This window comes from Micromonospora sp. RTP1Z1, from assembly GCF_033804685.1.
Lineage (GTDB): Bacteria > Actinomycetota > Actinomycetes > Mycobacteriales > Micromonosporaceae > Micromonospora.
The window spans coordinates 45,180-69,460 of the sequence record NZ_JAPFQV010000015.1; the positions used below are offsets into that span (position 1 = coordinate 45,180).

The window sequence follows — 24,281 nt, forward strand, 5'->3', positions numbered from 1 at the left end:
CGTGCGAGAGGACGACCAGCGGCCCATCCCCGTGCACCTCGTACGCGATGGTTCCGCCGTCCCGCGCCACCTGGCTAATTGTCATAGCCATAAAGCTAATCCCATTAGCTTTAGTCGTCAAGGGGGCTGGCACCTGGAACTGGTCGACGGGCCCGTCGACGACGACCTGGCCGACCGACTGGAACGGGCCGGCGGGACGCGGGTCTCCGCCGGCCCGTACTGGGACCGCTGGGGGGTGACGTTCGCCGACCCGGACGGCTACCGCCTGGTGCTGGGCACCCGGGCCTGATCGAACGGGGGAGTCACTTCTTGGAGATCAGGGCCCGGCCGAAGAACATCAGGTTGGCCGGGCGCTCGGCGAGGCGGCGCATCAGGTAGCCGTACCAGTCCTCGCCGTAGGGCAGGTAGGTGCGGACCTGGTAGCCCTCGCCGACCAGGCGGGCCTGCTCCTCGGGGCGGATGCCGTACAGCATCTGGAACTCGAAGCGGTCCGGGCCGCGGTCGAACCAGCGGGCCCGGTCCTCGCCGATGGAGATCAGGCGTGGGTCGTGGGTGGCCAGCATCGGGTACCCGTCGCCGGACATCAGCACGTTCAGGCAGCGGACGTACGACTTGTCCACCTCGCGGGCCGACTGGTACGCCACCGACTCCGGCTCCTTGTACGCGCCCTTGCAGAGCCGCACCCGCGAACCGGCGCCGGCCAGCTCCCGGCAGTCCGACTCGGTGCGCCGCAGGTACGCCTGGAGCACCGCCCCGGTCGACGGGTAGTCCTTGCGCAGCTTGGCCAGGACGTCCAGCGTCGAGTCGGTGGTGGTGTGGTCCTCCATGTCCAGGGTGACCGTGGTGCCCGCGGCGTCGGCCGCCGCGCAGATCGCCCGCGCGTTGTCGTAGGCGAGCTGCTCGTCGAACATCTGGCCGAGCGCGGAGAGCTTCACGCTCACTTCGGCGGCGGGGGTGAGCCCGGCGGCGGAGAGCAGCCGCAGCAGCTTGAGGTATTCGTCCCGGGTGGCGGTCGCCTGCTCGGGGGTGACGGTGTCCTCACCGAGATTGTCGAGGGTCACCGCGAGGCCGTCGGCGACGAGTTCGCGGGTCGCGCGCAACGCGTCGTCGGTACCGGCGCCGGCGACGAACCGGCGGACGACGTCCCGGGTGAACGGGGCCGTCGCGACGAGCCGCTCGACCTGGGATGACCGGGAGGCGGCGAGGATGACGGAACGGAGCATGAGCCGAGCGTAACGCCCGCGGGCGGGGCCGCGCCGGGGGGCGGCGGCGTACGTCACGCACCGTTCCGAGGGGGCCGCCGGGGCGGACAACGTGGCGGTGATCGGCTACAACGTTCACGTGGACCCACGCCCCCGACGCCGGCTCCGGTCGGCCACCGTGCAGCTCGGCGCGCTGACCGCCCTGGCGCTCGCCCTCTCCGGCTGCAACCTGACCGACGACGACGATGACGACTGCGCGCTCGGCCCGGCCGGCGGTGGTGGTGGCGACACGGTGGCGCTGGCGCTGCGGGTTCCCGCGCCAACGGCCGCCCGGACCGCCCCGGAGCCGATCGCCGCGGCGGTGCCCGAGCGCGGCGGCTTCGGCACCCACCTCGCCTCCTGCGGCGGCTGAGGTGCGGCGCGAGGCGAGCACTCCGCGCGCCGACTGGGACGCCACCATCCGCTCCCAGGGCCTGGTGTACGTCGACACCGAGCTGCCCGGCGGCGGGATCATGTCGTACTGGGACGAGACCGCCGCGTACGCCTTCGAGCTGGACGAGGTGCTCCGGCTGGAGGAGGCGACCGAGGAGCTGCACCGGATGTCGGTGGCCGCCGCCGAGCACGTCGTGGCCCGCAACCGGTACGCCGAGTTCGGCATCCCGGCCTGGGCCGCCGAGGCGGTCGCCCGGTCGCTGCGCGAGGCGCCGCCGACCCTCTACGGCCGCTTCGACCTCTGGTACGACGGCTCCTGGCCGCCGAAGCTGCTGGAGTACAACGCCGACACCCCGACCGCGCTGGTCGAGGCCAGCATCATCCAGTGGTACTGGCTGGAGCACACCCGCCCGGAGGCGGACCAGTGGAACAGCCTGCACGAGCGGCTGGTCGGGGCGTGGGCGAAGATCGGCGCGGACCTGCACGACCGGCGGGTGCACGTGGTCTGGTCGAACGAGGAGGAGTCCGGGGAGGACCAGATCACCGCCGGCTACCTGGCGGAGACCGCCCGGCAGGCCGGGCTGGAGGTCGAGCTGCTGCCGATCCAGCACGTCGGCTGGGACGGCCGGCGCTTCGTCGACGCCGCCGATCGCCCGGTCACCACCTGCTTCAAGCTCTACCCGTGGGAGTGGATGCTCGCCGAGCCGTACGGGCCGCTGGCGTTGGACCCGGGCACCCCGACCACCTGGATCGAGCCGGCCTGGAAGCTGCTGCTGTCCAACAAGGCGCTGCTCGCCGTGCTCTGGGAGCTGTACCCGGACCACGAGTACCTGCTCCCGGCGTACCTGGACTCGCCGCGCGGGATGACCGAGTACGTGGCGAAGCCGCTGCTCGGTCGGGAGGGCGGCTCGGTGCGGATCGTCACCGGCGGCACTGAGATCACCAATCCGGGGATCTACGGCGAGGAGGGGTTCTGCTACCAGCAGTTCCGGGCGCTGCCCGAGTTCGCGGGGAGCCGGATGGTGCTGGGCAGCTGGATCGTCGACGGCGAGTCCGCCGGCGCGTGCGTACGCGAGAGCGAGAGCCTCATCACGGACGGTTACGCGCGGTTCGTGCCGCACTACATCGACGCGCCGCGCACCCCGTGAGTCGTCTACCGTTGGTGTCGTGAACTTCGACGCGTACGCCCGGACCGGCGTTGACCTCGTCAACGCCCGCCTGGACGACCTCGACGACCTGCGGGCCCTCTTCCCGGACGACAACGCGTGGATGCGCGACGAGGCCGCGGAGCGGGACCTGGCGATCTTCCGGCGGGCGCAGAAGCGACTGCGCGACGTCTTCGAGTACGGCACCTCGGGTCGGGACGGCCAGGCGGTGGCCGAGCTGAACGCGCTGCTGGAGGCGTTCCCGGTGCAGCCGCGCATCTCCGGCCACGACTCCAGCGACTGGCACATGCACGTGACCAGCCGGGGTGCCTCGGTCAGCCAGGAGTACCTGGCCGGCGCGGTGTGGGGCCTGTCGGTCTGGCTCTGCGAGTACGGCAGCGCCCGGTTCGGCGTCTGCGCGGACGAGCGCTGCGGCAACGTCTACCTGGACACCTCGTCGAACTGCTGCCGGCGGTTCTGCTCGGAGCGCTGCGCCACCCGCTCGCACGTGGCGGCCCACCGGGCCCGCAAGCGGGCGGCGGTCGGCGACCAGCTCACCGTGCCGGCCCAGGCGGAGACCCTCACCCCGGTCAGCTGACCGGCAGCGCCCACCCCGCTCAGGCGTTGAGCGGGGAGGGGGCGGTGAGGTTGGCGCGGGCGAACTCCAGCGACTCGCGCAGGTCGGCCTCGCGCACGGCGCGGCTCTTCGCGCCCCGGGTGGTCACCTCGACCGCGACCGAGCCGGCGAAGCCGCGCCCGGCGAGCGAGCGGAGCAGCTCGGCGCAGGGCTGGCTGCCCCGCCCGGGCACCAGGTGCTCGTCGCGCCCCTCGCCGGTGCCGTCGCCGAGGTGGACGTGCGCGAGGCCGGCGCCCATCCGGTCCGCCATCTCCAGCGCGTCGGTGTGCGAGGCGGCGCAGTGCGACAGGTCCAGGGTGTACGAGGCGTAGCCGGTGTCGGTCGGGTCCCACCCTGGGACGTACGGGACGAACTGCCGGCCGGCCATCCGGACCGGGTACATGTTCTCCACCGCGAAGCGCAACCCGCCGAACTGCCCGGCGATCTTGTCGAGGCCGTCGGCGAAGTTCCGGGCGTAGTCCCGCTGCCAGGTGAACGGCGGGTGCACCACGACGGTCGGCGCCCCCAACGTCTCGGCCAGCTCGGCGGCCCGGCGCAGCCGCTCCCACGGGTCGGCGCTCCACACCCGCTGGGTGACCAGCAGGCAGGGCGCGTGCACCGAGAGCACCGGCACGCCGTAGTGGTCGGCGAGCCCGCGCAGCGCGCCCGGGTCCTGGCTGACGACGTCGGTCCAGACCATCACCTCGACGCCGTCGTAGCCGAGCGCGGCGGCGAGCTGGAACGCCGCCGCGGTCCGCTCAGGGAAGACCGAGGAACTGGAGAGGAGCACCGGGACGCGGGAAGTCACGCCCCTCAGGGTAGCCCGGCCCGTCGCGCGGCATCGGGACGAGCATCCACAAAGCGCCCAGACCGAACGACCGGGATCACATCGGCGTGAGCTGATCCAGCCGCCGGAGGATGACCCCCTCGCGCAGCGCCCACGGGCAGATGTCGAGCGCGTCGATGTCGAGTCGGCGCAGCACCGCCTCGGCCACCACCGCACCGGCGAGCAGCTGGTGGGCCCGGCCGGCGCTCACCCCCTCCAGCTCGAGCAGCTGCGCCGGCGGGATGTGCCGGATGAAGCCCAGCACCTGCCGCAGCCCGGTGCGGGTGAGGCTGCGCCGGGCCCAGAGCCCGGCGCCGGAGGGCGCGGCGCCGGCCAGCCGGGCCAGCGTCCGGAACGTCTTGGAGGTGGCGACCGGGCGTTCCCAGCCCACCGCCGCCAGCTTCTCCACCACCGGGTCGAGCAGCTCGTCGACGTACTCCCGCAGCTCCTCCACGGCCTCGGCGGACGGCGGCAGGGTGCCCGACGGGTCGACCCGCAGCCGCTCCCGGCTCAACCGGCCGGCGCCGAGCGGCAGCGAGATCGCGACGTCCGGGTCCTCGTCGATCCCGGCCGCCAGCTCCAGCGAGCCGCCGCCGATGTCGAGGGCCAGCAGCCGGCCGGCCGACCAGCCGAACCACCGCCGGACCGCGAGGAAGGTCATCCGCGCCTCGTCCGCGCCGGAGAGCACCTCCAGCCGTACGCCGGCCTCGTCACGGACCCGGGCCAGCACCTCGGCGGCGTTGGTGGCGTCCCGGACGGCGGAGGTGGCGAAGGCGAGCAGGTCGTCGGCCTCCAGCCCGGCCGCCGCCGCCCGGGCCATGCCGACGGCCTTGACCAGCCCGTCCGCGCCCGCATCGGTGAGCGCGCCGCCCGGGCCGATCTGCTCGGCCAGCCGGAGCACCACCTTCTCGGAATGCGCCGGCCAGGGGTGCGCCCCGTGGTGGGCGTCGACCACCAGGAGGTGCACCGTGTTCGAACCGACGTCGAGGACACCCAGTCGCATGCTGATGACCCTAGGCCCCCACACGTTTTCCCGGCTCACCAGCCGGTTCGAGGCGCCGCGCGTACGCTGGTCCGGGTGACAGGCCAGATCGAGCTGCAGGTACTCGTGGACGACCCGGACGACCCGCGCAGCCGGGAGGTGGGGCTCGACTTCCCTCGGGAGTGGATCGAGTTCGTCGACCCGGCGGACGAGAAGCACCTGGTCCGGGCCGACCTGACCTGGTTGCTCTCCCGCTGGACGTGCATCTTCGGCAAGGGCTGCCACGGCATCATCGCCGGCCGGGCCGCCGACGGCTGCTGCTCGCACGGCGCGTTCTTCACCGACTCGGACGACGAGAAGCGGGTCCGCACCGCGGTCAAGCGGCTCACCCCGCAGACCTGGCAGCACTTCCGCCGGGGCTTCAAGAACTGGACCGAGGACGACACCGTCGACGGCAAGACGCCCGCCCGGCGCACCGCCACCCGCGACGTCGACGCGCCGTGCGTCTTCCTCAACGACGCTGACTTCGCGGGCGGGGGCGGCTGCGCGCTGCACGCCCAGGCGCTGCGCGACGGGGTGCACCCGCTGGAGTACAAGCCGGACGTCTGCTGGCAGCTGCCGATCCGCCGCGACCAGGACTGGAGCAAGCGGCCGGACAACACCAAGGTGCTGGTGTCGACGCTGTCGGAGTTCGACCGGCGGGGCTGGGGTGCGGGCGGGCACGACCTGGACTGGTGGTGCACCTCCTCCACCGACGCACACGTGGGCACCGAACCGATGTACGTCTCGTACGGCCCGGAGCTGACCGCGCTGATCGGCGCTCCCGCGTACGCGAAGCTGGCCGAGCTGTGCGCGGCCCGGCTGCGGCAGGGCCAGGTGGCCCCGCACCCGGCCAGCGAGGGCTGACCGGGCGCGGCCGACGCTACGGCCGTTCCCTGGGCGGCAGGACGACGACGCCGTCGTCGTCGCAGTGCACCTCGGCGCCCGGGTGGAAGACGCAGTTGCCGAACGACAGCGGCACGTCCCGCTCGCCGACGCCCGTCTTGGCGCTCTTGCGGGGGTTCGTGCCGAGCGCCTTGACGCCGAGCGGGAGGGCGCGCAGGGCGGCCACGTCACGGACCGCGCCGTTGATGACCACCCCGGCCCAGCCGTTGGCCACGGCCGAGCCGGCGATGAGGTCGCCCATCAGGGCCGTGTGCACCGAACCGCCGCCGTCCACCACCAGCACCCGGCCCTCTCCCGGTTCGGCGAGGACCGCCTTCACCAGGGCGTTGTCCTCGAAGCAGCGCACGGTGACCGCGGGCCCGGCGAAGGCGGCGACGCCGCCGTGCTGGCGCAGCTGGATGTCGCAGGAGCCGAGCGTGTCGTCGTACCGGTCGTAGAGGTCGGCGGTCGGGATCAGCATGGGTCATTCCTCTCTCATTCGGTTGCGGGTGGTGGGTGACCGGTGGCCCCCGCACGGCGGTCCGGGTACGCACCGGGACCCCCACCCTCAGGAGGGGGTCCCCGGCGACGGCGCGCAACGCCGCACTCAGTCGGCCTTCACGGCGAGGACCGGGCAGGGCACCCGGAGCAGGATCTCCTGCGCCGTCGAGCCCATGATCAGCTTGCCGACCGGGGTCCGGTGCCGGATGCCGATCACCACCAGCGACACGTTCTCCGCCTCGACGATCTCGACGATCTCCTCGGCGGCGTCCCGGCCCCGGACGAGCTGCCGGACCGTGTGCGGCACCCCGGCGGCGGTCAGCTCGCGGACCACCCGGTCCAGGTCGGGCTCCTGGGCGAGCCGCGGGTCGACGTACGCGTCGCCGCGCGAGGTGTTCACCACCAGCACCGGCTCGTCGCGAAACCGGGCCTGCTCCACGGCGGCCGCCAGGGCCGCCTCGCCGAGCGGCGAGGGCACGTACCCCACCAGCACGGTCATCCGGTCACCAACCTTCCTCGCAGCGGACGGACCACGAACCGGCCGATCAGCGGCCAGACGAGCACCACCAGGATCGCGGCGTAGATCAGCCAGGACACCCAGCCACCGATCAGGCCGTGCAGCTCGCCGCCGGAGAGCTGCAACGACCGCCGGCCGTGCAGTTCGGCGAGCGGTCCGAGGATGACCCCGACGATCAGCGGCAGGATCGGCAGCCCGAAGCGCCGCATCCCGAAGCCGAGCAGGCCCAGGGTGAGCAGCAGGAACAGGTCGAACGGCTGGGCGTTGACCGCGTACGCGCCCATCGAGGCGAAGAAGATGATGCCGGCGTAGAGGTACGGACGGGGGATGCGCAACAGCCGCGCCCAGGCCGGGGCGAGCGGCAGGTTGAGCACCAGCAGCAGCAGATTGCCGATGAAGAGGCTGGCGATCAGCGTCCAGACCAGGCTGGACTCCCGGGTGAAGAGCAGCGGGCCGGGCTGGATGCCGTACTGCTGGAAGGCGGCCAGCATCACAGCGGCGGTGGCGTTGGTCGGCAGGCCGAGCGCCAGCATCGGCACCAACGTGCCGGCGGCGGAGGCGTTGTTCGCCGCCTCCGGGCCCGCGACGCCCTCGATCGCGCCCCGGCCGAACTCCTCCGGATGCTTCGACAGCTTCTTCTCGGTGACGTACGACAGGAAGGTCGGGATCTCCGCCCCGCCTGCCGGCACCGCGCCGAACGGGAACCCGTACGCGGTGCCGCGCAGCCAGGGCTTCCAGGACCGCTTCCAGTCCTGCTTCCCCATCCACGGCCGGCCCACCGGGATCACCTCCGCGGCCCGCCTGCGCAGGTGGGCGGCGATCCAGAGCGCCTCGCCGACGGCGAAGATGGCGACCGCCACCACGACCACGTCGATGCCGTCGACGAGCTGCGGGATCCCGAGGGTGAGCCGTTGCTGGCCGGTCTGGTCGACCCCGATCACGCCGATGATCAGGCCGAGCAGCAGCGAGGCGAAGCCACGTACCCGGGACGCGCCGAGCACCGCGGTGACCGCCACGAACGCGAGCAGCATCAGCGCGAAGTAGTCGGGGGAGCCGAGGCTGATCGCGAACGACACCATGGGCGAGATGACCACCACCAGCAGCACCGTGGCGATGGTGCCGGCGACGAACGAGCCGATCGCGGCGGTGGCCAGCGCCTGCGCCGCCCGACCCGACTTGGCCATCTTGTTGCCCTCGATCGCGGTCACCACCGACGAGGACTCGCCGGGGGTGTTCAGCAGGATCGAGGTGGTCGAGCCGCCGTACATGCCGCCGTAGAAGATGCCGGCGAACATGATGAAAGCCTGGGCCGGCTCCATCCCGTAGGTGACCGGCAGCAGCAGCGCCACCGTCATCGCCGGTCCGATGCCGGGCAGCACACCGACGGCGGTGCCGATGGTCACGCCGAGCAGCGCGAACAGCAGATTCATCGGGGTCAGCACGTTGGCGAACCCGTCGAGCAGATTGTTCAGGTTGTCCATTACAGGATCCCTTGCAGTACGCCGGCGGGCAGGTTCACGCCGAGCCCGATGGCGAAGGCGTAGAACGTGATCAACGACAGCGCTACGGCGATCAGCAGGTTGCGCACGTAGTGCCGGTTGCCCAGCGCGAACGCCGAACCCCAGAAGAGCAGCGTCCCGCTGATCACCCAGCCGAGCCGCTCGATCAGCACCGCGTTGACCAGGAACGCGCCGATCAGCAGCAGCACGGTCCGCCAGTCGATCGGGCTGCTCAGGTCGACGTCCTCGCCGGCCTCCGGCTCGCCGGTGCCGCCGCGGGCCACGTCCACCGCGTAGATCGCGGCGACGATCAGCAGCAGCACGCCGAGCAGGATCGGCACCGGCTTGGGGCCGATCGGGTCGGCGCTGCTCACCGCGTGCCCGATGCGCGTCGTCGCGTCGAGGATGACCAGGCCGCCAACCAGTGCGAGGAACGCGCAGACGCCGTACTGCGCCCGGTCCGGCTTCGGCGCCGGGCCGTCGTCCGCCACGGGATCCGCGACCGGCGGCGGGACGTCGGCCGGCGCGGGCCGCACCACCTCCGGCAGATCCGGCGTACGCTCCGCGCCCGCCTGCGCCGGGACCGACGGTGCGGATGTCTGCACGCCAGCCTGTTCGGGAATCGGCGGTACGGATGTCTGCACGGCCGGGGGCCGGGACGGCTGCTCGCCGCCCCGGTCCGGTCGGCTGGTCATGTCGGTCATGCCAACCCGAGCTGCTTGAGCAGGTCCGCCACCGACTTGTCCTGCTCGGTCAGGAAGGTGGCGAACTCGTCGCCGGTGACGAAGGCGTCGGTCCAGCCGCGCTTGGTCAGCTCGGCCTTCCATTCGGCGGACTCGTGCATCTTCGTCAGCACGTCGATCCAGACCTTCTTGTCGGCGTCGCTGATGCCGGGCGGCGCCACGATGCCACGCCAGTTGGTGAAGACCAGGTCGATGCCGGAGGACTTGAGCGTCGGCACCTCCTTGAGCGCCTCGATCGGCGCCTCGCTGGTCACCGCGAGGACCCGGATCTGGCCGGCCTCCACCTGGTCGAGGAACTCACCGAAGCCGCTAGCGCCGAAGGCCACCTTGCCGCCGAGCACGGCCGGCAGCAGCTCGCCGCCGCCGTCGTAGGAGACGAAGTTGACCTGCTTGGGGTCGATGCCGACGGTCTTCGCGAGCTGCATCGGCAGCAGGTGGTCCGGGCCGCCGGGCGATGAGCCGCCGCCGACGGCGATGCCCTTGGGGTTGGCCTTCCACGCCGTGACCAGGTCACCGATGGTCTTGTACGGCGAGTTCTTCGGCACCACGATCGCGCCGGCTTCCTCGATCAGCTTGGCCAGCGGGGTGGTCTGGGTGAGCGTCGCTGAGGACTTCGAGGTGTAGGAGGCACCGACCACGCCGAGCCCCATCTGCATGGCGAGCTTGCCGTTGCCCTTCTCGTTCACGGTCCGCTGGAGGCCGACCGTGCCGCCCGCGCCGGGGAGGTTGAAGACCTGCACACCGGTGGCGATCTTGGCGTCCTCCATCACCTTGGCGGCGGTGCGGGCGGTGGTGTCGTACCCGCCGCCGGGGGTGTTCGGCACCATGATCCGCAGTCCGGTGGCCGGCTTGCCGTCGCCGCCGGAGCCGCCGTCGCTCTTGTCGGCCGTGGCGCCACAGGCACCCAGGGCGAGCGCCGTGGCGGCGGCGACGCCCATGACCAGCATGTTTCTTCTAGTTGCCATCTTGTTTCTCTTCCGTTTCGAATGAGTCCAGCGGCAAGATGATGGCCTCTGGACGGACTCCCCGTCTGCGTTGTGTCACCAGCGGAAGTTGAGGTCTTTGTGGTCGCGGTCACGTCCCGGCGGCGTACGCTCGCCGGGCAGCTGCTCGTCCTCCAGCTCGCGATCATCGTCGTGGTGCTGATGGCCGTCGCCGCTGTCTCGCTGGCCCAGTCGGCGGCCACCTTCAACCGCGTCGAGGGGCGCCGGGTCGCCGACCTCGGCGAGCAGCTCGCCGGCAGCCCGCTGCTGCGCGACCAGCTCAACCAGCCGGCACCCGCCGAGGCGATCGCCCCGCTGGTGCAGAACACGCGGACCCAGTACCGGGTGACCTCGGTGACCGTGGCGGACGATCGGGGCCGGGTGGTCAGCTCGACGAACCCGACATTGGTCGGCAGTCCGGTGGTGCTCGGCGACCCCGAGGTGGCGCGGGGCCGGAGCTGGTTCGGCGAGCTGGCGGTCGACGGCTCGCGGGAGCTGGTCGCCCAGGTGCCGGTGCTCGGCGACAAGAAGACGAACCTCGGTCGGTACCTGGGAGTCGTGGTGGTCGGCGTGGCGTCGCCGACCTTGTCGGAGCGGCTGGTGGGGGCCTCGTCGTACCTCTTCACCTACCTGGGCATCGCCAGCGGCCTCGGGGTGGTCGGGTCGTGGCTGCTGGCCCGGCGGATCAAGCGGCAGACCCTGGGCCTGGAGCCGCGGGAGATCGCCGGGCTGGCCGAGCACCGGGAGGCGCTGCTGCACGGTATCGCCGAGGGGGTGATCGCGCTGGACCCGCAGCTGCGGGTGACGCTGGTGAACGCCGTCGGCCGGCGGCTGCTCGACCTGCCCGAAAACTGCCTCGGCCGCAGCCTCGCCGAGCTGCGGATATCGGGGCGGCTGCGGGACGTGCTGGCCGGTGCCGGCGACGGTCCCGAGGCTCGCGACCAGGTCGTGGTCCGGGGCGGCCGGGTGCTGGTGATGAACCGGATGACGGTCCGCAAGGACGGCCGGCGGCTCGGCTCGGTGACCACCCTGCGGGACCGCACCGAGCTGGCCCGGCTGGAGCGGGAGATCGGCTCGTTCCGGAGCACCGCCGAGCTGCTCCGGGCGCAGACCCACGAGTTCGCCAACCAGCTGCACACCATCTCCGGGCTGATCCAGATCGGCGAGCACGACGAGGTGGTCCGGTACGTCGACGGTCTCAGCCGGCACCGGGCCTCGCTCGACCTCACGGTCACCAGCCGGATCCACGACACTGCGGTGGCGGCGCTGCTGATGGCGAAGTCGGCGGTGGCGGCGGAGCGCCGGGTGGAGCTGCGGATCTCCGAGCGGACCGGGCTCGACCGGCTGGAGCCGGAGGTCTCCGTCGACGTCGCGACGGTTCTCGGCAACCTGGTCGACAACGCGGTCGAGGCGGTCGCCGGCGGCCGGGAGGCGGGCCCGGGCGGCCCGTCGGAGCGGCCCGCCTGGGTGGAGGTCGAGCTGCGGCAGGACGCCTCGTCGGTGGAGATCGTCGTCCGGGACTCCGGCCCCGGCGTGGCGCCGGAGCTGGCCCAGGAGGTGTTCACGCACGGCTTCACCACCAAGGCGGCCCAGGGCGGCGAGCGGGGCATCGGGTTGGCGCTCACCCGGCTGGTCTGCAACCGTCACGGCGGTGAGATCGCGGTGACGAACACCGAGGAGGGGGCGATGTTCACCGCCCGGATGTCGGTATCCCGCGCGCTGGAGGAGGCTCGATGATCGACGTGCTCGTCGTCGACGACGACTTCATGGTGGCCCGGATCCACCGAGGGTTCGTCGAGCGGATCGAGGGATTCCGGGTGGTGGGCACCGCCAGCACCGGCGAGCAGGCCATCGCCGCGGTCGACGAGTTCCGCCCCGACCTGGTGCTGCTCGACCTCTACCTGCCGGACATGTTCGGCCTGGACGTGGTGACCCGGCTGCGGGCCGCCCGGCACGACTGCGACGTCCTGGTGATCAGCGCCGCCCGGGAGGCCGAGGCGGTCCGCCGGGCGGTCCGCTACGGCGCGGTCAACTACCTGCTCAAGCCGTTCGGCTTCGACGAGCTGCGGACCCGGCTGGAGCAGTACGCGGCCCGGCGCAGCGCGCCGCGCGCCACGGTGGTCAGCGATCAGGCAGACGTCGACCGGGTGCTCTCCCGCAGTGGCTCGGTCGCCAGCCAGGCCCTGCCCCGCGGGCTCAGCACGGAGACCGCCGAGCTGGTCGAACGCGCGCTCCGCGAACACTCCGGCACCCTCTCGGCCGCCGAGTGCGCCAGCCGGGTGGGCATCTCCCGGGTCAGCGCCCGTCGCTACCTGGAGCACTTCTCCGGTACCGGCCGGGCCGAGGTGAGCCTGCGCTACGGCGCGGCCGGCCGGCCGGAACGCCGCTACTGCTGGGTGGGCTGACCCAGGGCGGCGTCGACGAGGGCGCGGGCGCTGCGCCTGGCCGCCTCGGCGATGGCCGGGTCCCCGTCGAGCACCCCGCCGGCCAGCCCGCCGTCGAGCAGCAGGGTGAGCTGGCGGGCGAGCAGCTCCGGCTGATCCGCCCCGGCCCGCCGGGCCAGGTCGGTCACCCAGGCCCGGACGACGTTCTTGTGCTCGACGGTACGGGCGTGCACGGGGCTGCCCGCGGGCGACTCGGCGGCGGTGTTGATGAACGCGCAACCGTGGTATCCCTCCCGGCGGCAGGCGCCGGCGAGCGCGTCGAACATGCCGACGAGCTGCTCGCGCGGGTCGTCACCGGCGTCCCGGGCGGCGGCCCGCAGCGACCCGAACCAGGCCTGGTCGACCTTGTCCAGGTACGCCAGGACGAGGTCGTCCTTGCGGGGGAAGTGCTTGTAGAGGGTGGCCTTGGCGACCCCCGACTCGGCGATCACCGTGTCCACCCCGACGCCGCGCGGGCCGTGCGCGTAGAAGAGCCGGAACGCGGTGTTCAGGATGCGCTCCCGGGCGGAGCCGGCGGGGGCACGCGGCGCGGGCATCGGCATTCCTCTCCTGCGGGTGGTCCGCTGAAGTCTACAGACCGGTCCGTCCGGGCCGTCCAGCCCAGGGTGACAACGGTCACCGGACGCCTCACCCGGCGCAGTAGACAGACCTGTCTGTTAGTCTCGGCGTCGACGAGTGCGGGGCACCGGCGTCGCGCGATCACCGGAGGACGGAATCGACATGCGCATCGCAGTACTGGGCACCGGCATGGTCGGCCGGGCGATCGCCGGCCGGGCGGCCGAGCTGGGCCACGGGGTCACCGCCGCCACCCGCGACGTCGCGGCCACGCGGGCCGGCGACTGGTCGGAGTGGGCGGCCGCCCACCCGGAGGTCGGCCTGGCCGGCCATGCCGACGCGACGGCGGACGCGGAGCTGGTGGTCAACGCGACCAGCGGCGACGGCTCGCTGCCCGCGCTGGCCGCGGCCGGCGAGGAGCGGCTGGCGGGCAAGGTCCTGCTCGACATCGCCAACCCGCTGGACTTCAGCAAGGGCTTCCCGCCCACCCTGTCGGTCCTCAACGACGACTCGCTGGGCGAGCGGATCCAGCGGGCCTTCCCGCGCACCCGGGTGGTGAAGGCGCTCAACACGCTCACCGCCGACCTGATGACGCATCCCCGGCAGCTCGCCGACGGCGACCACAGCGTCTTCGTCTCCGGCGACGACGCGGAGGCGAAGCAGGTCGTCACCGAGCTGCTCACCAGCTTCGGGCACACCGACGTGATCGACCTGGGCGACATCACCACCGCCCGGGGCACCGAGATGCTGCTGCCGATCTGGCTGCGCCTCTACGGGAAGCTCGGCACCGGCCTCTTCAACGTCAAGATCGTCCGCTGACACCGACGGGAACGGGGCCGCGCGGAAGGCGCGGGCCCGTTCCCGCGTACGCCGATCACGGCTCGAACTTGTAGCCCAGGCCGCGGACGGTGACGATGTAGCGCGGCGTGGACGGCTCCGGCTCGACCTTGGAGCGCAGCCGCTTGACGTGCACGTCCAGCGTCTTGGTGTCGCCCACGTAGTCGGCGCCCCAGACCCGGTCGATCAGCTGGCCCCGGGTGAGCACCCGGCCGGCGTTGCGCAGCAGCAGCTCCAGCAGCTCGAACTCCTTCAGCGGCAGCTGGACGGCGGCCCCGTCGACGGTCACCACGTGCCGCTCGATGTCCATCCGGACCGGGCCGGCGGCGAGCGTGGGAGCGCCGGACTCGGCCACCTCGGCAATCTGCCGGCGTAGCACCGCCCGGATCCGCGCCACCAGCTCGCGCGGCGAGTACGGCTTGGTCACGTAGTCGTCGGCCCCGATCTCCAGGCCCACCACCTTGTCGATCTCACTGTCCCGCGCGGTGACCATGATGATCGGCACGTGCGAACGCTGCCGGAGCTGCCGGCAGACCTCGGTGCCCGACATCTCCGGCAACATCAGGTCGAGCAGCACGATGTCGGCGCCGGTCCGGTCGAACTCGGTGAGGGCGGAGGGACCCGTCGCGGCGACGGAGACCTCGAAACCCTCCTTACGGAGCATGTAGGACAGGGCGTCGGAGAACGATTCCTCGTCCTCGACCACCAGTACGCGGCTCAACGGGTGTTTCCTTTCCTGTGGTCAGACCTGCCGGAACTCCGGGTCGGTCTCGATCCCAGCCGAGGAGAGTGTCGCCTCCAGGTCGTCCGGGGGGCTGGCGGGCAGCCGGAGGGTGAACGTCGACCCCCCACCAAGAGTGCTCGACACCTCCACCCGACCGCCATGGTTGCTGGCGATGTGTTTGACGATGGCCAGGCCGAGGCCGGTGCCACCGGTGGAGCGCGACCGGGCCTGGTCCGCCCGGTAGAACCGCTCGAAGATCCGGTCGACCTCGTTCGGGGCGATGCCGATGCCCTGGTCGGCGACGGCGATCTCGACGTGCTCGTCGGTGGTCCGGGCGGTGACCCGGACGACGGTGTCCTCGCCCGAGTAGTTGATGGCGTTCTCAACCAGGTTGGCCACCGCGGTGGCCATCTGGGTGTCGCTGCCGTACACGGTCAGGCCGCGCGCGCCGCCGACCACGACGTCCACCCGGCCGGCCGCGGCCGCGGTGCGGGTCCGGTCGACCACCTCGGCGATCACCCAGTCCACCGACACCGGCTCCGCCGGTGGCTGCGGCTCGGCGCCCTGGAGCCGGGTCAGCTCCAGCAGCTCCTGCACCAGCCGGCCGAGCCGGGTCGACTCGTGCTGGATCCGCTCGGCGAACCGCCGGGCGGCGATCAGGTCCTCGGAGAGGTCCGGCGCCCCGTCGCCGGCCGGCTCGGTGGCGTCCACCAGCGCCTCGGCGAGCAGCTGGAGCGCGCCGATCGGGGTCTTCAGCTCGTGGCTGACGTTGGCCACGAAGTCCCGGCGCACCCGGGCCAGCCGGTGCGATTCGGTGACGTCGGCGGCCTCCACCGAGATGTACCCGGCGCCGAGCCCCATCGCCCGCAGGTGCACGCCGAGCGGGTTGTCCCCCGCGTTGTCCCGGCCGCGCGGCAGGTCCAGCTCGATCTCCCGCCGGACGCCGGTGCGGCGGACCTGTCCGGCGATGGTACGGATCAGCGGGTGGGCGGCGATGGAGCCGGGTGTGGCGCCGGTCCGGAGCAGCCCCATGGCCCGCGCCGCGGGGTTCACCAGGACCGGTACGTCGTCCGGGTCCAGGACCACCACGCCGGCCCGGAGCGAATCGATCGTCTTGCGGCCGAGCCCGGAGAGCCGGCCCTGCTGGTCGTCGGGAATCGCCGGCCTCCCTGCACTTGAGCGGGAATCCCCGCCCCCGGACACCCGCGCGCGGCGCCACCAGTCCCCGAGGGATCGGGACAGCAGCAGCCCGGCGACCAGTCCGGTCACCAGAGCCAGGGCCACCACGGCCGCCACCGCCCACTCCACCCGGCGATCGTAGGGTCATTGTTAACCTGGGGATCGCCCAGAACGGGATGAATCACTCTCACTTCCGGGAAAGTTCACTCGCGGGCCCCGTACCGTTCACCCGCGTTCACCTCGGGTCCGCTCCCCCGGCCTACCGTGGGTCGCGCACCTGCTCAAGCCGTACCGGCACCGGAACCCCGGGCCGGCCGCGGCCACCGACCCCAGGACGTGACGATGCGCGACGAATTCCGGGCCGACCTGCAGATTGTCAGCCAACTGCTGGTGGACATGGCGGAGGGGGTGCGCGCCGCGATGCGCCAGGCCACCCGCGGCCTGCTCACCGCCGACCGCGAGGCGTCGGAGACCGTGATCGCGCGGGACGCCGAGATCGACGAGCTGTACCGGAACGTCGAGGAGCGGGTCTGCGACCTGCTCGCCCGGCAGGCGCCGGTCGCCTCCGACCTGCGCGCCATGATCACCGCCCTGCATGTGGCCGCCGACCTCGAGCGGATGGGCGACCTGGCCGACCACGTCGCCAAGACCGCGCTGCGCCGGCACCCCTCCCCGGCGGTGCCGGCCGAACTGCGGCCGGTCTTCACCGACATGGCCGCCATCGCCGACCGGATGGCCGAGAAGATCGGCTCGGTGCTGGCCAAGCCGGACGCCGACCTCGCCGCCGAGCTGGACCGCGACGACGACGCCATGGACGACCTGCACAAGAGCCTCTTCGGCGTGCTGCTCGGCGACGACTGGCCGTACGGGGTGGAGACGGCGATCGACGCCACCCTGCTCGGCCGCTTCTACGAGCGGTTCGCCGACCACGCGGTGAACGCCGGCGAGCATGTGGTCTACCTGATCACCGGGCAGACCTCGCCCTCGGCGAGCTGACCCCCGCACGACGAAGGCCCCGGTCCGCACGGCGGACCGGGGCCGTCCGGGTTCGTCAGCGGCCCTGGTTGGCGACCGCGGCGGCGGCATCCTTGGCGGCGGTCGGGTCGAGGTACGTCCCGCCCAGCGTCAGCGGGCGCAGCTGCGGGTCGAGGTCGTAGCGCAGCGGGATCCCGGTCGGGATGTTCAGCTTGGCGATCGCCTCGTCGGAGATCTGGTCGAGGTGCTTGACCAGGGCGCGCAGCGAGTTGCCGTGCGCCGCCACCAGCACCGTCCGGCCGGCCAGGATGTCCGGCACGATCGAGTCGTACCAGTACGGCAGCATCCGGTCGACGACGTCCTTGAGGCACTCGGTGCGCGGCATCAGCTCGGTCGGCAGGAGCGCGTAGCGGGGGTCGCCGACCTGGGACCACTCGTCGTTGTCGTCGATCGGCGGCGGCGGCGTGTCGTACGACCGGCGCCAGAGCATGAACTGCTCCTCGCCGTACTCGTCGAGGGTCTGCTTCTTGTTCTTGCCCTGGAGGGCGCCGTAGTGCCGCTCGTTGAGCCGCCACGACCGGCGCACCGCGATCCAGTGCCGGTCGGCGGCGTTCAACGCCAGCTCGGCGGTGCGGGTCGCCCGGCGCATCACGCTGGTGTGCACCACGTCCGGCAGCAGGCTGTGCTCGCGCATCAGCTCGCCGCCGCGGCGCGCCTCCGCCTCGCCCTTGGCGGTCAGGTCGACGTCGACCCAGCCGGTGAAGAGGTTCTTCGCGTTCCAGTCGCTCTCGCCGTGCCGCAGCAGGACCAGCGTCCCGACGGTGGGCCCCTCGCTCGCAGTCATGCCGATCATCCTGCCGTACGTGGTCGGCGGACACGCAGGGACCAGTCGTGACGAGCACCACGTGGAAAAGCTGGTGACCGGCGTTCCCGGGCGGGACTAGGTTGTAAGGCGCTTGCGATACATCGGTCATTACCACAGCGGGGGCGGGCGGGGTGCGGACGGTACGGGGCTGGTTCCGGGACACGACAGGCGGACTGCCGAGGCCCTTCTGGTACCTCTGGACCGGCACCCTGATCAACCGACTCGGCTCCTTCGTCCTGGTCTTCCTCGCCATCTACCTGACCCAGGAGCGCGGCTTCTCGGCGTCGCAGGCCGGCCTGGTGCTCGGCCTCTGGGGCGTCGGCGGCGCGGTCGGCACCACCGTCGGCGGCACCCTCGCCGACCGGTGGGGCCGGCGGCCCACCCTGCTCACCGCGCACCTGGGCGCAGCCACCATGATGCTCGCGCTCGGCCTGGCCCGGCCGCTCTGGGCGGTCGGCCTGGGCGCGCTGCTGCTGGGCACCTTCGCCGAGGCGGCCCGGCCGGCGTTCGGCGCGATGATGATCGACGTGGTGCCGGAGAAGGAACGGCTGCGCGCCTTCTCGCTGAACTACTGGGCCATCAACCTCGGGTTCGCCTGCGCCGCGGTGCTCGCCGGCCTCGCCGCCCAGGCCGGCTACCTGCTGCTCTTCGTGGTCGACGCGGCCACCACGGTGATCACCGCGCTGATCATCTTCACCCGGGTGAAGGAGACCCGCGGCGCCCCGGCCGCGCCCGTCGCCAAGGGCGACACCGCACCCCCGGGGGCGCTGCGCACCATCCTCACCGACCGGGTCTACCTGGGTTTCGTGGCCCTGAACCTGTTCGCCGCGCTGGTCTTCCTCCAGCACATCTCGATGCTGCCAATCGCGATGGGCGACGCGGGCCTCACCCCGGCCACGTACGGCTCGGTGATCGCGCTCAACGGGGTGCTGATCGTGGCCGGGCAGCTCTTCGTACCCCGGCTGATCAAGGGGCGGAGCCGGTCGCACGTCCTCGCGCTCGCCTCGCTGGTGATGGGCGTGGGCTTCGGCCTGACCGCGTTCGCCGACGCGGCCTGGTTCTACGGGATCACGGTGCTGATCTGGACGCTCGGCGAGATGCTCAACTCGCCGTCCAACGCCACGCTCATCGCCGAGCTGTCGCCGGCCGCGCTGCGCGGGCGCTACCAGGGCGTCTTCTCGCTCTCCTGGCAGATCGCCGGGGCGGCCGCCCCGATCCTCGGCGGCCTGGTCCGGGAGCACGTCGGCAACAGCGCGCTCTGGCTCGGCTGCGCCGCGATCGGCGCGGTCATGGCGGTGGGCCACCTGGTCTCCGGTCCGGCCCGGGAGCGGCGGGCCGCCCAGTTCCGGACGCCCGCGACGCCGGTCCGGCCGGTCACCGCCATCCAGCCCCCGGCCCCCGAGGCGGCCGAGGCCGCCGCGACCGCGCCGGCCGCGCCCGTCGCGGCCCGCTCCTGAGTACGCCCGGCCGGCCGCGGGTGATCGCGGTCACCCTGGCGGCCCGGCCCGCCCCTCCATACGGTCGAGTACGGACCGGTTGACAAACCTCATGGAGGACGGGTGCGGGGGCTTCGGCGCTGGTGGCACGACATGGCCGGCGGGCTGCCCGCCACCTTCTGGTACCTCTGGTCCGGCGTGCTGATCAACCGGGCCGGCGCGTTCGCGATGCTCTTCCTCTCGCTCTACCTCACCGGGGCGCGGGGCGCGTCCGAGGCGCTGACCGGGGCGGTGGTCGGGGCGTACGGGGCCGGCGGGGCGGTCGGTGTGCTGCTCGGCGGGGTGCTGGCCGACCGCTGGGGCCGGCGGGCCACCCTGCTCGCCGCGCACGTCGGCGCCGCCGGGCTGATGGTGGCGCTGGCGTTCAGCCGGCACCTGGCGGTGATCGCGGCACTCGCCGCGCTGGTCGGCGTGCTGCACTCGATGCCCAGCCCCGCATTCGTGGCGGCGATCGTCGACGTGGTGCCCGAGGACCGCCGATCGCGTGCGTTCAACCTGCAGTTCTGGGCGTTCAACCTGGGCATGGCGGTCGCCTCGCTGCTGGCCGGCGTGCTCGCCGAGGCGAGCTTCGTCGCGCTCTTCCTGGTGGACGCCACCGCCACCCTGGCCGCCGCCGCGATCATCGCCTGGAAGGTCCCCGAGACGCTCTCCGGACGTGCCGGGGCGGCGCCCGAGGCGGGTCCGGGCGCGGCACACGAAACGGGCCGGGGCGCCCGGCGGCCGGGGCTGGTCACGGCGTTGACCGACCGGACCTTCCTGGCCTTCGTCGGGCTGACCTTCGTGCTGGCCGTGCTCACCATGCAGACCTCGACGATCATGCCGCTGGCGATGCGCGCGGACGGCCTCGGCCCGTCGGCGTACGGCGTGGTGGTGGCGCTCGGCGGCGCGCTGATCGTACTCGGGCAGCTCTTCGTGCCCCGGCTGATCGAGCCGTACCGGAAGGCGACCGTGTTGTCGGTCTCCACCGGGCTGATGGCGCTCGGCTTCGGCGCACTGGCCGTCGCCGACGAGCTGCCGTTCTACCTGGGCGCGGCGGTGGTCTGGACGGTCGGCTCGATGCTCGCCGCACCGCCGAACGCGCAGATCAACGCCGACCTGGCGCCGCCGCAGCTACGCGCCCGCTACCAGTCGGTCTTCTACCTGACCTTCCCGGCGGCGTCGTTCGTGGCGCCCGCGCTGGGCGGGCTCAGCCTGCAATATCTGGGCGACCGGCACTGGCTCGTCGTGGGCGGGCTGGGCCTGGTGGCCGCGGTCGGCCACCTGCTGGCCGGTCCGCCCCGGGAACGCCGGGTGGCCGCCCTGCGCGACCGGGACCGCCGGGTGGCTGTCGTGGCCGCCGGCCACTGAGCCGGGCCGAGAAACGGCGCTGGGCGTCCACCTCGACCCCCGTCGTGGTGGACGCCCGCACCGTACGCCCGGCGGCGGCGGGCGACACTCACCCCCGTAAGCGCCGCCCGCTCGCGCCGCCGGTTCCACAGGTGGCACCGTCCCCCAACGGCGTGCTCCACCTGTTTCCTCGCGCCTCGCTTGCGCGGATCTGATCGATCCGCCGCTCCCCCGAACGATTCCAAGCGTGGCGCGGTGCAATAAAGTTAGATCGCCCAGATTCTGGATTCAACTCAGATCACTGTCTCGCCGGTCACAACACTCGTGTCGGAAATCCGGCTGTCCGTGCTCCGGGCCTTGGATGTGTCAACGGCGGGTTCCCGCCGGCCATTCCCGTAAACCTCAGCCGTCCTCCCGGTTCGGATTCTCCGTACGGAAGAAGTTGCTCTGCCGGCCGTCCCGCATCTGCTCCTGGTGGATCAGGTTCAGCCCTCGTAGGTCGAATGTCCGGAACCAGTCGTCCCAGGTGATCTCCCGGATCCGGCTGCTCTCCCGGTAGCCCGGAATGTTGAACGTCAGCACCCCGGGCCGGCCGTCCCGCTCGGTGCCGGCGATGGTGGCCGGCTTGGCGTTGCGGGCCCCCGCCCAGCGCTGGATCACCTCGTGGTTGGCGGTCACCAGGCTCCGACCGGGACGCTCCGGACGATCGTCCAGCGACGTGATCTGCTGGGACGACCGCACCGAACGGGACGAGGATCGGCCGGTGCGGACGGCAGCCTTGGCCGCCGTCGTACCACCGCCGGCCCGGGATGGCGCCGCCCGCGCACCCGCACCGCTTGCCGCCTTCGCGGCGGTCCCGCGGGCCCGGGACGGCGCCGCCTTCCTGGCGGGGGCCACCTTCCGGGCCGCGGCGGCCTTCCGGACCGGAGCCACCTTCCGGGCCGCGGTGGCCTTCCGGGCCGGTGCGGCCTTCGCCCGTGCCCCCGCGGCCTTCGCGGCGGGCGCCGCCTTGGCCCGGGCCGCGGAGGTCTTCTTCGCCGGGGCCTTCTTGGCGGCGGACTTCTTCGTGGCGGCGGCCCGACCCGCCGGCCCGGTGCTCCGCCGCGCCGCACCGCCGGCACGCGCCTCCGACCGGAGGGTACGGGCCAGCGTCTTCACCAGCTCCGGCTTGCGCAGGGCGGAAATCCCCGCCACCCCGCGCCGGCGGAGCTGCCCGCGGATATCGTCGACCTTCATTCGGGAAATCTCGGATTCGGAGACGCCCGGGGTGCCCGGGGTCTGGTTGCCGGGTTGCCGCTTGGTCGCAGTCGCGCCGCGACCTGAGCTGTTGCGCTGAGCCATGGGACACACGCTCCTCGACAGTCCGTCCTCGGCCCGCGGTGGGTCCCAGTGCCGCACCGCGCGGTGCGGCATACCCGTCAGGACGGGTCCGAACCACCGGTGGTCGAGCCGACGCTGTCCGCCGGCGCCCGGTCGGCACCGCCGGACGCCTCGAAGAGGTGGGCGAACGCGGCCAGGTTCGCCGTCGACTCGCCCCGCTTGACCCGCCACTCCCACTCGCGGCGGATCGCCGCGCCGAAGCCGATCTCCAGCATGCTGTCGAACGACTCGTCGGCGTAGGTCAGCACCGCGCCCAGCAGCCGGTCCAGCTCGTCCTCGTCGACCCCGGCCAGATTGACCCGACCGGTGAGGTAGACGTCGCCGACCGTGTCGATGGAGAAGGAGACGCCGTACATCCGGGCGTTGCGCTGCAGCAGCCAGGCCCACAGCTCCTCACGGCGCTCGTCCGGCTGGCGCATCACGAACGCCTCGACCCGCAGCGCGTGCTCACCGACGATCAGGTTGCAGATCGTCTTGAGCTTGTGCGTACCCGGCAGGGTGACCGCGTACGACGTCTCGCCGGTCGACTCCCAGTCCAGCTCACGCTCGGCGCAGACGGACTGGATCAGGGCGGCGACGTCGCTCCTACTGCTCATCGGACCCACTCTACGGCCGCACCGGCCCGTCCATCGGACGCCGGACGCCTCACCAGGAGCAGGAGAGCGCGGGGTCGGCGGCCAACCGGTCGGCGAGCCGGACGCGGTGCTCGGCCATTGCCTCGCCGTAGACCGTCAGCAGGCCGGACACCGTCCGCTGCCAGGAGAAGTTGCGGGCGTGCCGCTCGGCACCCCGGCTCAGAGCGGCCCGGCAGAGCCGGTCCGGCAACAGCCGGGCGAGCACACGGGCCCAGTCGACCGGGTCGTGGCCATCGATCAGCACCCCGCTAACCCCGTCCCGCACCGCGGTGACCAGGCCGCCCACGGCGGCGGCCAGCACCGGCGTACCGCACGCCTGCGCCTCCAGCGCGACCAACCCGAACGACTCGTTGTACGACGGCACCGCCACCAGGTCGGCGGCCCGGTAGAGGGCGGGCAGGTTCGCACCGGTCTGCGGCGGCAGGAAGCACACCCGGTCGGCGACGCCGAGCGAGGCGGCCAGCTCGATCAGGGCGGCCGGCCGGTCCAGGCCGCTGCCGCTGGGACCGCCGCAGATCACCACGGTCAGCTCGTCGGCGATCGCGGGATCCCGGTCGCGCAGCGCGGCCACCGCCCGAATCAGCACGTCCGGCGCCTTCAGCGGCTGGATCCGACCGACGAAGGCCACCACGTACCCCTGGGTGGGCAGCCCCAGCCGGCGGCGGGCGGCGAGCCGCGCCGCGTCCCGGTCCCCGACGGCCGGGCGGAACCGGTCCAGGTCGACGCCGGGCTCGACCACGGCGACCCGGCCCGGATCGGCGTCGTACCGGTCGAGCAGGTCGCGGGCCTCGACCCGGGTGTTGGCGACCAGCCGGTCGGCCTCCGCGACCACCTGCTCCTCGCCGATGACGCGCGCCTTCGGCTCGGGCCGGTCGCCGGCCGCGAGCTGGGCGTTCTTCACCTTCGCCAGGGTGTGCGCGGTGTGCACCAGCGGCACCCCCCAGCGCTCCTTGGCCAGCCAGCCGACCTGCCCGGAGAGCCAGTAGTGCGAGTGGATCAGGTCGTAGTGGCCGGGCGGGCGGGCCGCCTCGGCGCGGAGCACCCCGGCGGTGAACGCGCAGAGCTGCCCCGGCAACTCCTCCTTGGTGAGACCCTCGAGGGGGCCGGAGGTGACGTGCCGGACGTGCACGCCGGGCGCCATCTCGACCACCGGCGGCAGGTCGCCGGAGGTGGCCCGGGTGAAGATCTCCACCTCGACGTCGGCCTCGGCCAGCCGGCGGGCGACCTCCAGGATGTAGACGTTCATGCCCCCCGCGTCGCCCGTGCCGGGCTGGTCCAGGGGGGACGTGTGCACGGAGAGGGTGGCGATGCGGCGGGGCCGGGGCCACGGCAGGGCACCTCGCTGACGACCGACACCGGTGTGCAACTCCGCCACGTCCGCTCCCTCTGTCACGGTTGATGCCGTCCGCACGACCGGCGCTTCTCGGTCAACCTCCACGCCGGATGTCATCTTCCCCATCAAGCTTCGGAAATTCGTGCCGCCGGGTCCCCGGCG

The 24,281-nt window shown here is 72.7% G+C and carries 26 protein-coding genes; 11 read left to right on the forward strand and 15 right to left on the reverse strand.

Going from position 1 to position 24,281, the window contains the following annotated elements; all coding sequences use genetic code 11:
* Position 1 precedes the first annotated feature (1 nt).
* Positions 2-289, forward strand: coding sequence for a VOC family protein (locus SLP03_RS10555; protein ID WP_413644496.1), 288 nt, complete (start codon positions 2-4; stop codon positions 287-289).
* A 13-nt stretch (positions 290-302) separates the two neighbouring features.
* Here SLP03_RS10555 and SLP03_RS10560 read toward each other — a convergent pair whose 3' ends face one another.
* On the reverse strand, positions 303-1,223 hold the full coding sequence (locus tag SLP03_RS10560; protein ID WP_319460366.1) for a proline dehydrogenase family protein: 921 nt from the start codon (positions 1,221-1,223) through the stop codon (positions 303-305).
* 118 nt (positions 1,224-1,341) lie between these two features.
* Here SLP03_RS10560 and SLP03_RS10565 point away from each other — a divergent pair, with 118 nt between their 5' ends.
* The 3 genes from SLP03_RS10565 to SLP03_RS10575 are packed head-to-tail and all read left to right on the forward strand — an operon-like array spanning position 1,342 to position 3,377.
* Positions 1,342-1,614 carry a hypothetical protein gene (locus SLP03_RS10565; RefSeq protein WP_319460367.1) on the forward strand — a complete coding sequence of 91 codons (273 nt, stop codon included), beginning with the start codon at positions 1,342-1,344 and terminating at the stop codon, positions 1,612-1,614.
* A 1-nt stretch (position 1,615) separates the two neighbouring features.
* Positions 1,616-2,782, forward strand: coding sequence for a glutathionylspermidine synthase family protein (locus SLP03_RS10570; protein WP_319460368.1), 1,167 nt, complete (start codon positions 1,616-1,618; stop codon positions 2,780-2,782).
* A 19-nt stretch (positions 2,783-2,801) separates the two neighbouring features.
* Positions 2,802-3,377 (forward strand): CGNR zinc finger domain-containing protein, encoded by a 576-nt coding sequence (locus SLP03_RS10575; RefSeq protein ID WP_319460369.1) that lies wholly within the window; start codon positions 2,802-2,804, stop codon positions 3,375-3,377.
* Between the two features lie 19 nt (positions 3,378-3,396).
* Here SLP03_RS10575 and SLP03_RS10580 read toward each other — a convergent pair whose 3' ends face one another.
* Positions 3,397-4,203, reverse strand: a complete 807-nt coding sequence (locus tag SLP03_RS10580; RefSeq protein ID WP_319460370.1) for a sugar phosphate isomerase/epimerase — start codon at positions 4,201-4,203, stop codon at positions 3,397-3,399.
* Between the two features lie 76 nt (positions 4,204-4,279).
* The gene (locus tag SLP03_RS10585; RefSeq protein WP_319460371.1) at positions 4,280-5,224 is read right to left on the reverse strand and encodes a Ppx/GppA phosphatase family protein; all 945 of its coding nucleotides are present in this window, start codon (positions 5,222-5,224) and stop codon (positions 4,280-4,282) included.
* Between the two features lie 75 nt (positions 5,225-5,299).
* Between SLP03_RS10585 and SLP03_RS10590 the strand changes: the two genes are divergently transcribed.
* Positions 5,300-6,109: a hypothetical protein gene (locus tag SLP03_RS10590; RefSeq protein ID WP_319460372.1), complete on the forward strand. Its 810-nt coding sequence runs from the start codon at positions 5,300-5,302 to the stop codon at positions 6,107-6,109.
* Positions 6,110-6,125: 16 nt separating this feature from the next.
* On the opposite strand, the gene rraA is transcribed toward SLP03_RS10590, so the two are convergent.
* From rraA to SLP03_RS10615, 5 genes are all read right to left on the reverse strand, one after another.
* Positions 6,126-6,608 carry a ribonuclease E activity regulator RraA gene (gene rraA, locus SLP03_RS10595; RefSeq protein ID WP_319460373.1) on the reverse strand — a complete coding sequence of 161 codons (483 nt, stop codon included), beginning with the start codon at positions 6,606-6,608 and terminating at the stop codon, positions 6,126-6,128.
* A 126-nt stretch (positions 6,609-6,734) separates the two neighbouring features.
* Complete coding sequence (locus SLP03_RS10600; protein ID WP_319460374.1) at positions 6,735-7,127, reverse strand: universal stress protein; 393 nt, start codon at positions 7,125-7,127, stop codon at positions 6,735-6,737.
* Positions 7,124-8,626, reverse strand: a complete 1,503-nt coding sequence (locus tag SLP03_RS10605; RefSeq protein ID WP_319460375.1) for a tripartite tricarboxylate transporter permease — start codon at positions 8,624-8,626, stop codon at positions 7,124-7,126. Before SLP03_RS10605 ends, SLP03_RS10600 begins: the two co-directional genes overlap by 4 nt.
* A complete protein-coding gene (locus SLP03_RS10610; protein WP_319460376.1) occupies positions 8,626-9,339 on the reverse strand; it encodes a tripartite tricarboxylate transporter TctB family protein in 714 nt (237 codons plus the stop codon). The genes SLP03_RS10605 and SLP03_RS10610 overlap by 1 nt, the downstream gene beginning before the upstream one ends.
* A 5-nt stretch (positions 9,340-9,344) precedes the next feature.
* Positions 9,345-10,352: a tripartite tricarboxylate transporter substrate binding protein gene (locus SLP03_RS10615; protein ID WP_319460377.1), complete on the reverse strand. Its 1,008-nt coding sequence runs from the start codon at positions 10,350-10,352 to the stop codon at positions 9,345-9,347.
* 99 nt (positions 10,353-10,451) lie between these two features.
* On the opposite strand from SLP03_RS10615, the gene SLP03_RS10620 reads away from it, so the two are divergent.
* Positions 10,452-12,107: an ATP-binding protein gene (locus SLP03_RS10620; protein WP_319460378.1), complete on the forward strand. Its 1,656-nt coding sequence runs from the start codon at positions 10,452-10,454 to the stop codon at positions 12,105-12,107.
* On the forward strand, positions 12,104-12,775 hold the full coding sequence (locus SLP03_RS10625; protein ID WP_319460379.1) for a response regulator: 672 nt from the start codon (positions 12,104-12,106) through the stop codon (positions 12,773-12,775). Before SLP03_RS10620 ends, SLP03_RS10625 begins: the two co-directional genes overlap by 4 nt.
* Here the strand turns inward: SLP03_RS10625 and SLP03_RS10630 are convergent.
* Complete coding sequence (locus SLP03_RS10630) at positions 12,757-13,350, reverse strand: TetR/AcrR family transcriptional regulator (protein WP_319460380.1); 594 nt, start codon at positions 13,348-13,350, stop codon at positions 12,757-12,759. The genes SLP03_RS10625 and SLP03_RS10630 overlap by 19 nt on opposite strands.
* Before the next feature lie 184 nt (positions 13,351-13,534).
* On the opposite strand from SLP03_RS10630, the gene SLP03_RS10635 reads away from it, so the two are divergent.
* Complete coding sequence (locus tag SLP03_RS10635) at positions 13,535-14,188, forward strand: NADPH-dependent F420 reductase (protein ID WP_319460381.1); 654 nt, start codon at positions 13,535-13,537, stop codon at positions 14,186-14,188.
* 55 nt (positions 14,189-14,243) lie between these two features.
* On the opposite strand, the gene SLP03_RS10640 is transcribed toward SLP03_RS10635, so the two are convergent.
* Complete coding sequence (locus SLP03_RS10640; protein ID WP_319460382.1) at positions 14,244-14,927, reverse strand: response regulator transcription factor; 684 nt, start codon at positions 14,925-14,927, stop codon at positions 14,244-14,246.
* 21 nt (positions 14,928-14,948) lie between these two features.
* On the reverse strand, positions 14,949-16,238 hold the full coding sequence (locus tag SLP03_RS10645; RefSeq protein WP_319460383.1) for a sensor histidine kinase: 1,290 nt from the start codon (positions 16,236-16,238) through the stop codon (positions 14,949-14,951).
* A 213-nt stretch (positions 16,239-16,451) separates the two neighbouring features.
* Between SLP03_RS10645 and phoU the strand changes: the two genes are divergently transcribed.
* The gene (gene phoU, locus SLP03_RS10650; RefSeq protein ID WP_319460384.1) at positions 16,452-17,105 is read left to right on the forward strand and encodes a phosphate signaling complex protein PhoU; all 654 of its coding nucleotides are present in this window, start codon (positions 16,452-16,454) and stop codon (positions 17,103-17,105) included.
* Positions 17,106-17,160: 55 nt separating this feature from the next.
* On the opposite strand, the gene SLP03_RS10655 is transcribed toward phoU, so the two are convergent.
* Entirely contained in the window at positions 17,161-17,928 is a 768-nt protein-coding gene (locus SLP03_RS10655) for a phosphoglyceromutase (RefSeq protein WP_319460385.1), read from the reverse strand.
* 152 nt (positions 17,929-18,080) lie between these two features.
* On the opposite strand from SLP03_RS10655, the gene SLP03_RS10660 reads away from it, so the two are divergent.
* On the forward strand, positions 18,081-19,406 hold the full coding sequence (locus tag SLP03_RS10660; protein WP_319460386.1) for an MFS transporter: 1,326 nt from the start codon (positions 18,081-18,083) through the stop codon (positions 19,404-19,406).
* Between the two features lie 102 nt (positions 19,407-19,508).
* Positions 19,509-20,792, forward strand: coding sequence for an MFS transporter (locus SLP03_RS10665; RefSeq protein ID WP_319460387.1), 1,284 nt, complete (start codon positions 19,509-19,511; stop codon positions 20,790-20,792).
* Between the two features lie 381 nt (positions 20,793-21,173).
* Here SLP03_RS10665 and SLP03_RS10670 read toward each other — a convergent pair whose 3' ends face one another.
* The 3 genes from SLP03_RS10670 to mshA all read right to left on the reverse strand — a co-directional run bounded on the left by SLP03_RS10670 (position 21,174) and on the right by mshA (position 24,161).
* Entirely contained in the window at positions 21,174-22,112 is a 939-nt protein-coding gene (locus tag SLP03_RS10670; protein WP_319460388.1) for a hypothetical protein, read from the reverse strand.
* A 77-nt stretch (positions 22,113-22,189) separates the two neighbouring features.
* Positions 22,190-22,747, reverse strand: coding sequence for a YbjN domain-containing protein (locus SLP03_RS10675; RefSeq protein WP_319460389.1), 558 nt, complete (start codon positions 22,745-22,747; stop codon positions 22,190-22,192).
* A gap of 49 nt (positions 22,748-22,796) precedes the next feature.
* Complete coding sequence (mshA, locus tag SLP03_RS10680; RefSeq protein ID WP_319460390.1) at positions 22,797-24,161, reverse strand: D-inositol-3-phosphate glycosyltransferase; 1,365 nt, start codon at positions 24,159-24,161, stop codon at positions 22,797-22,799.
* Positions 24,162-24,281: the final 120 nt, after the last annotated feature.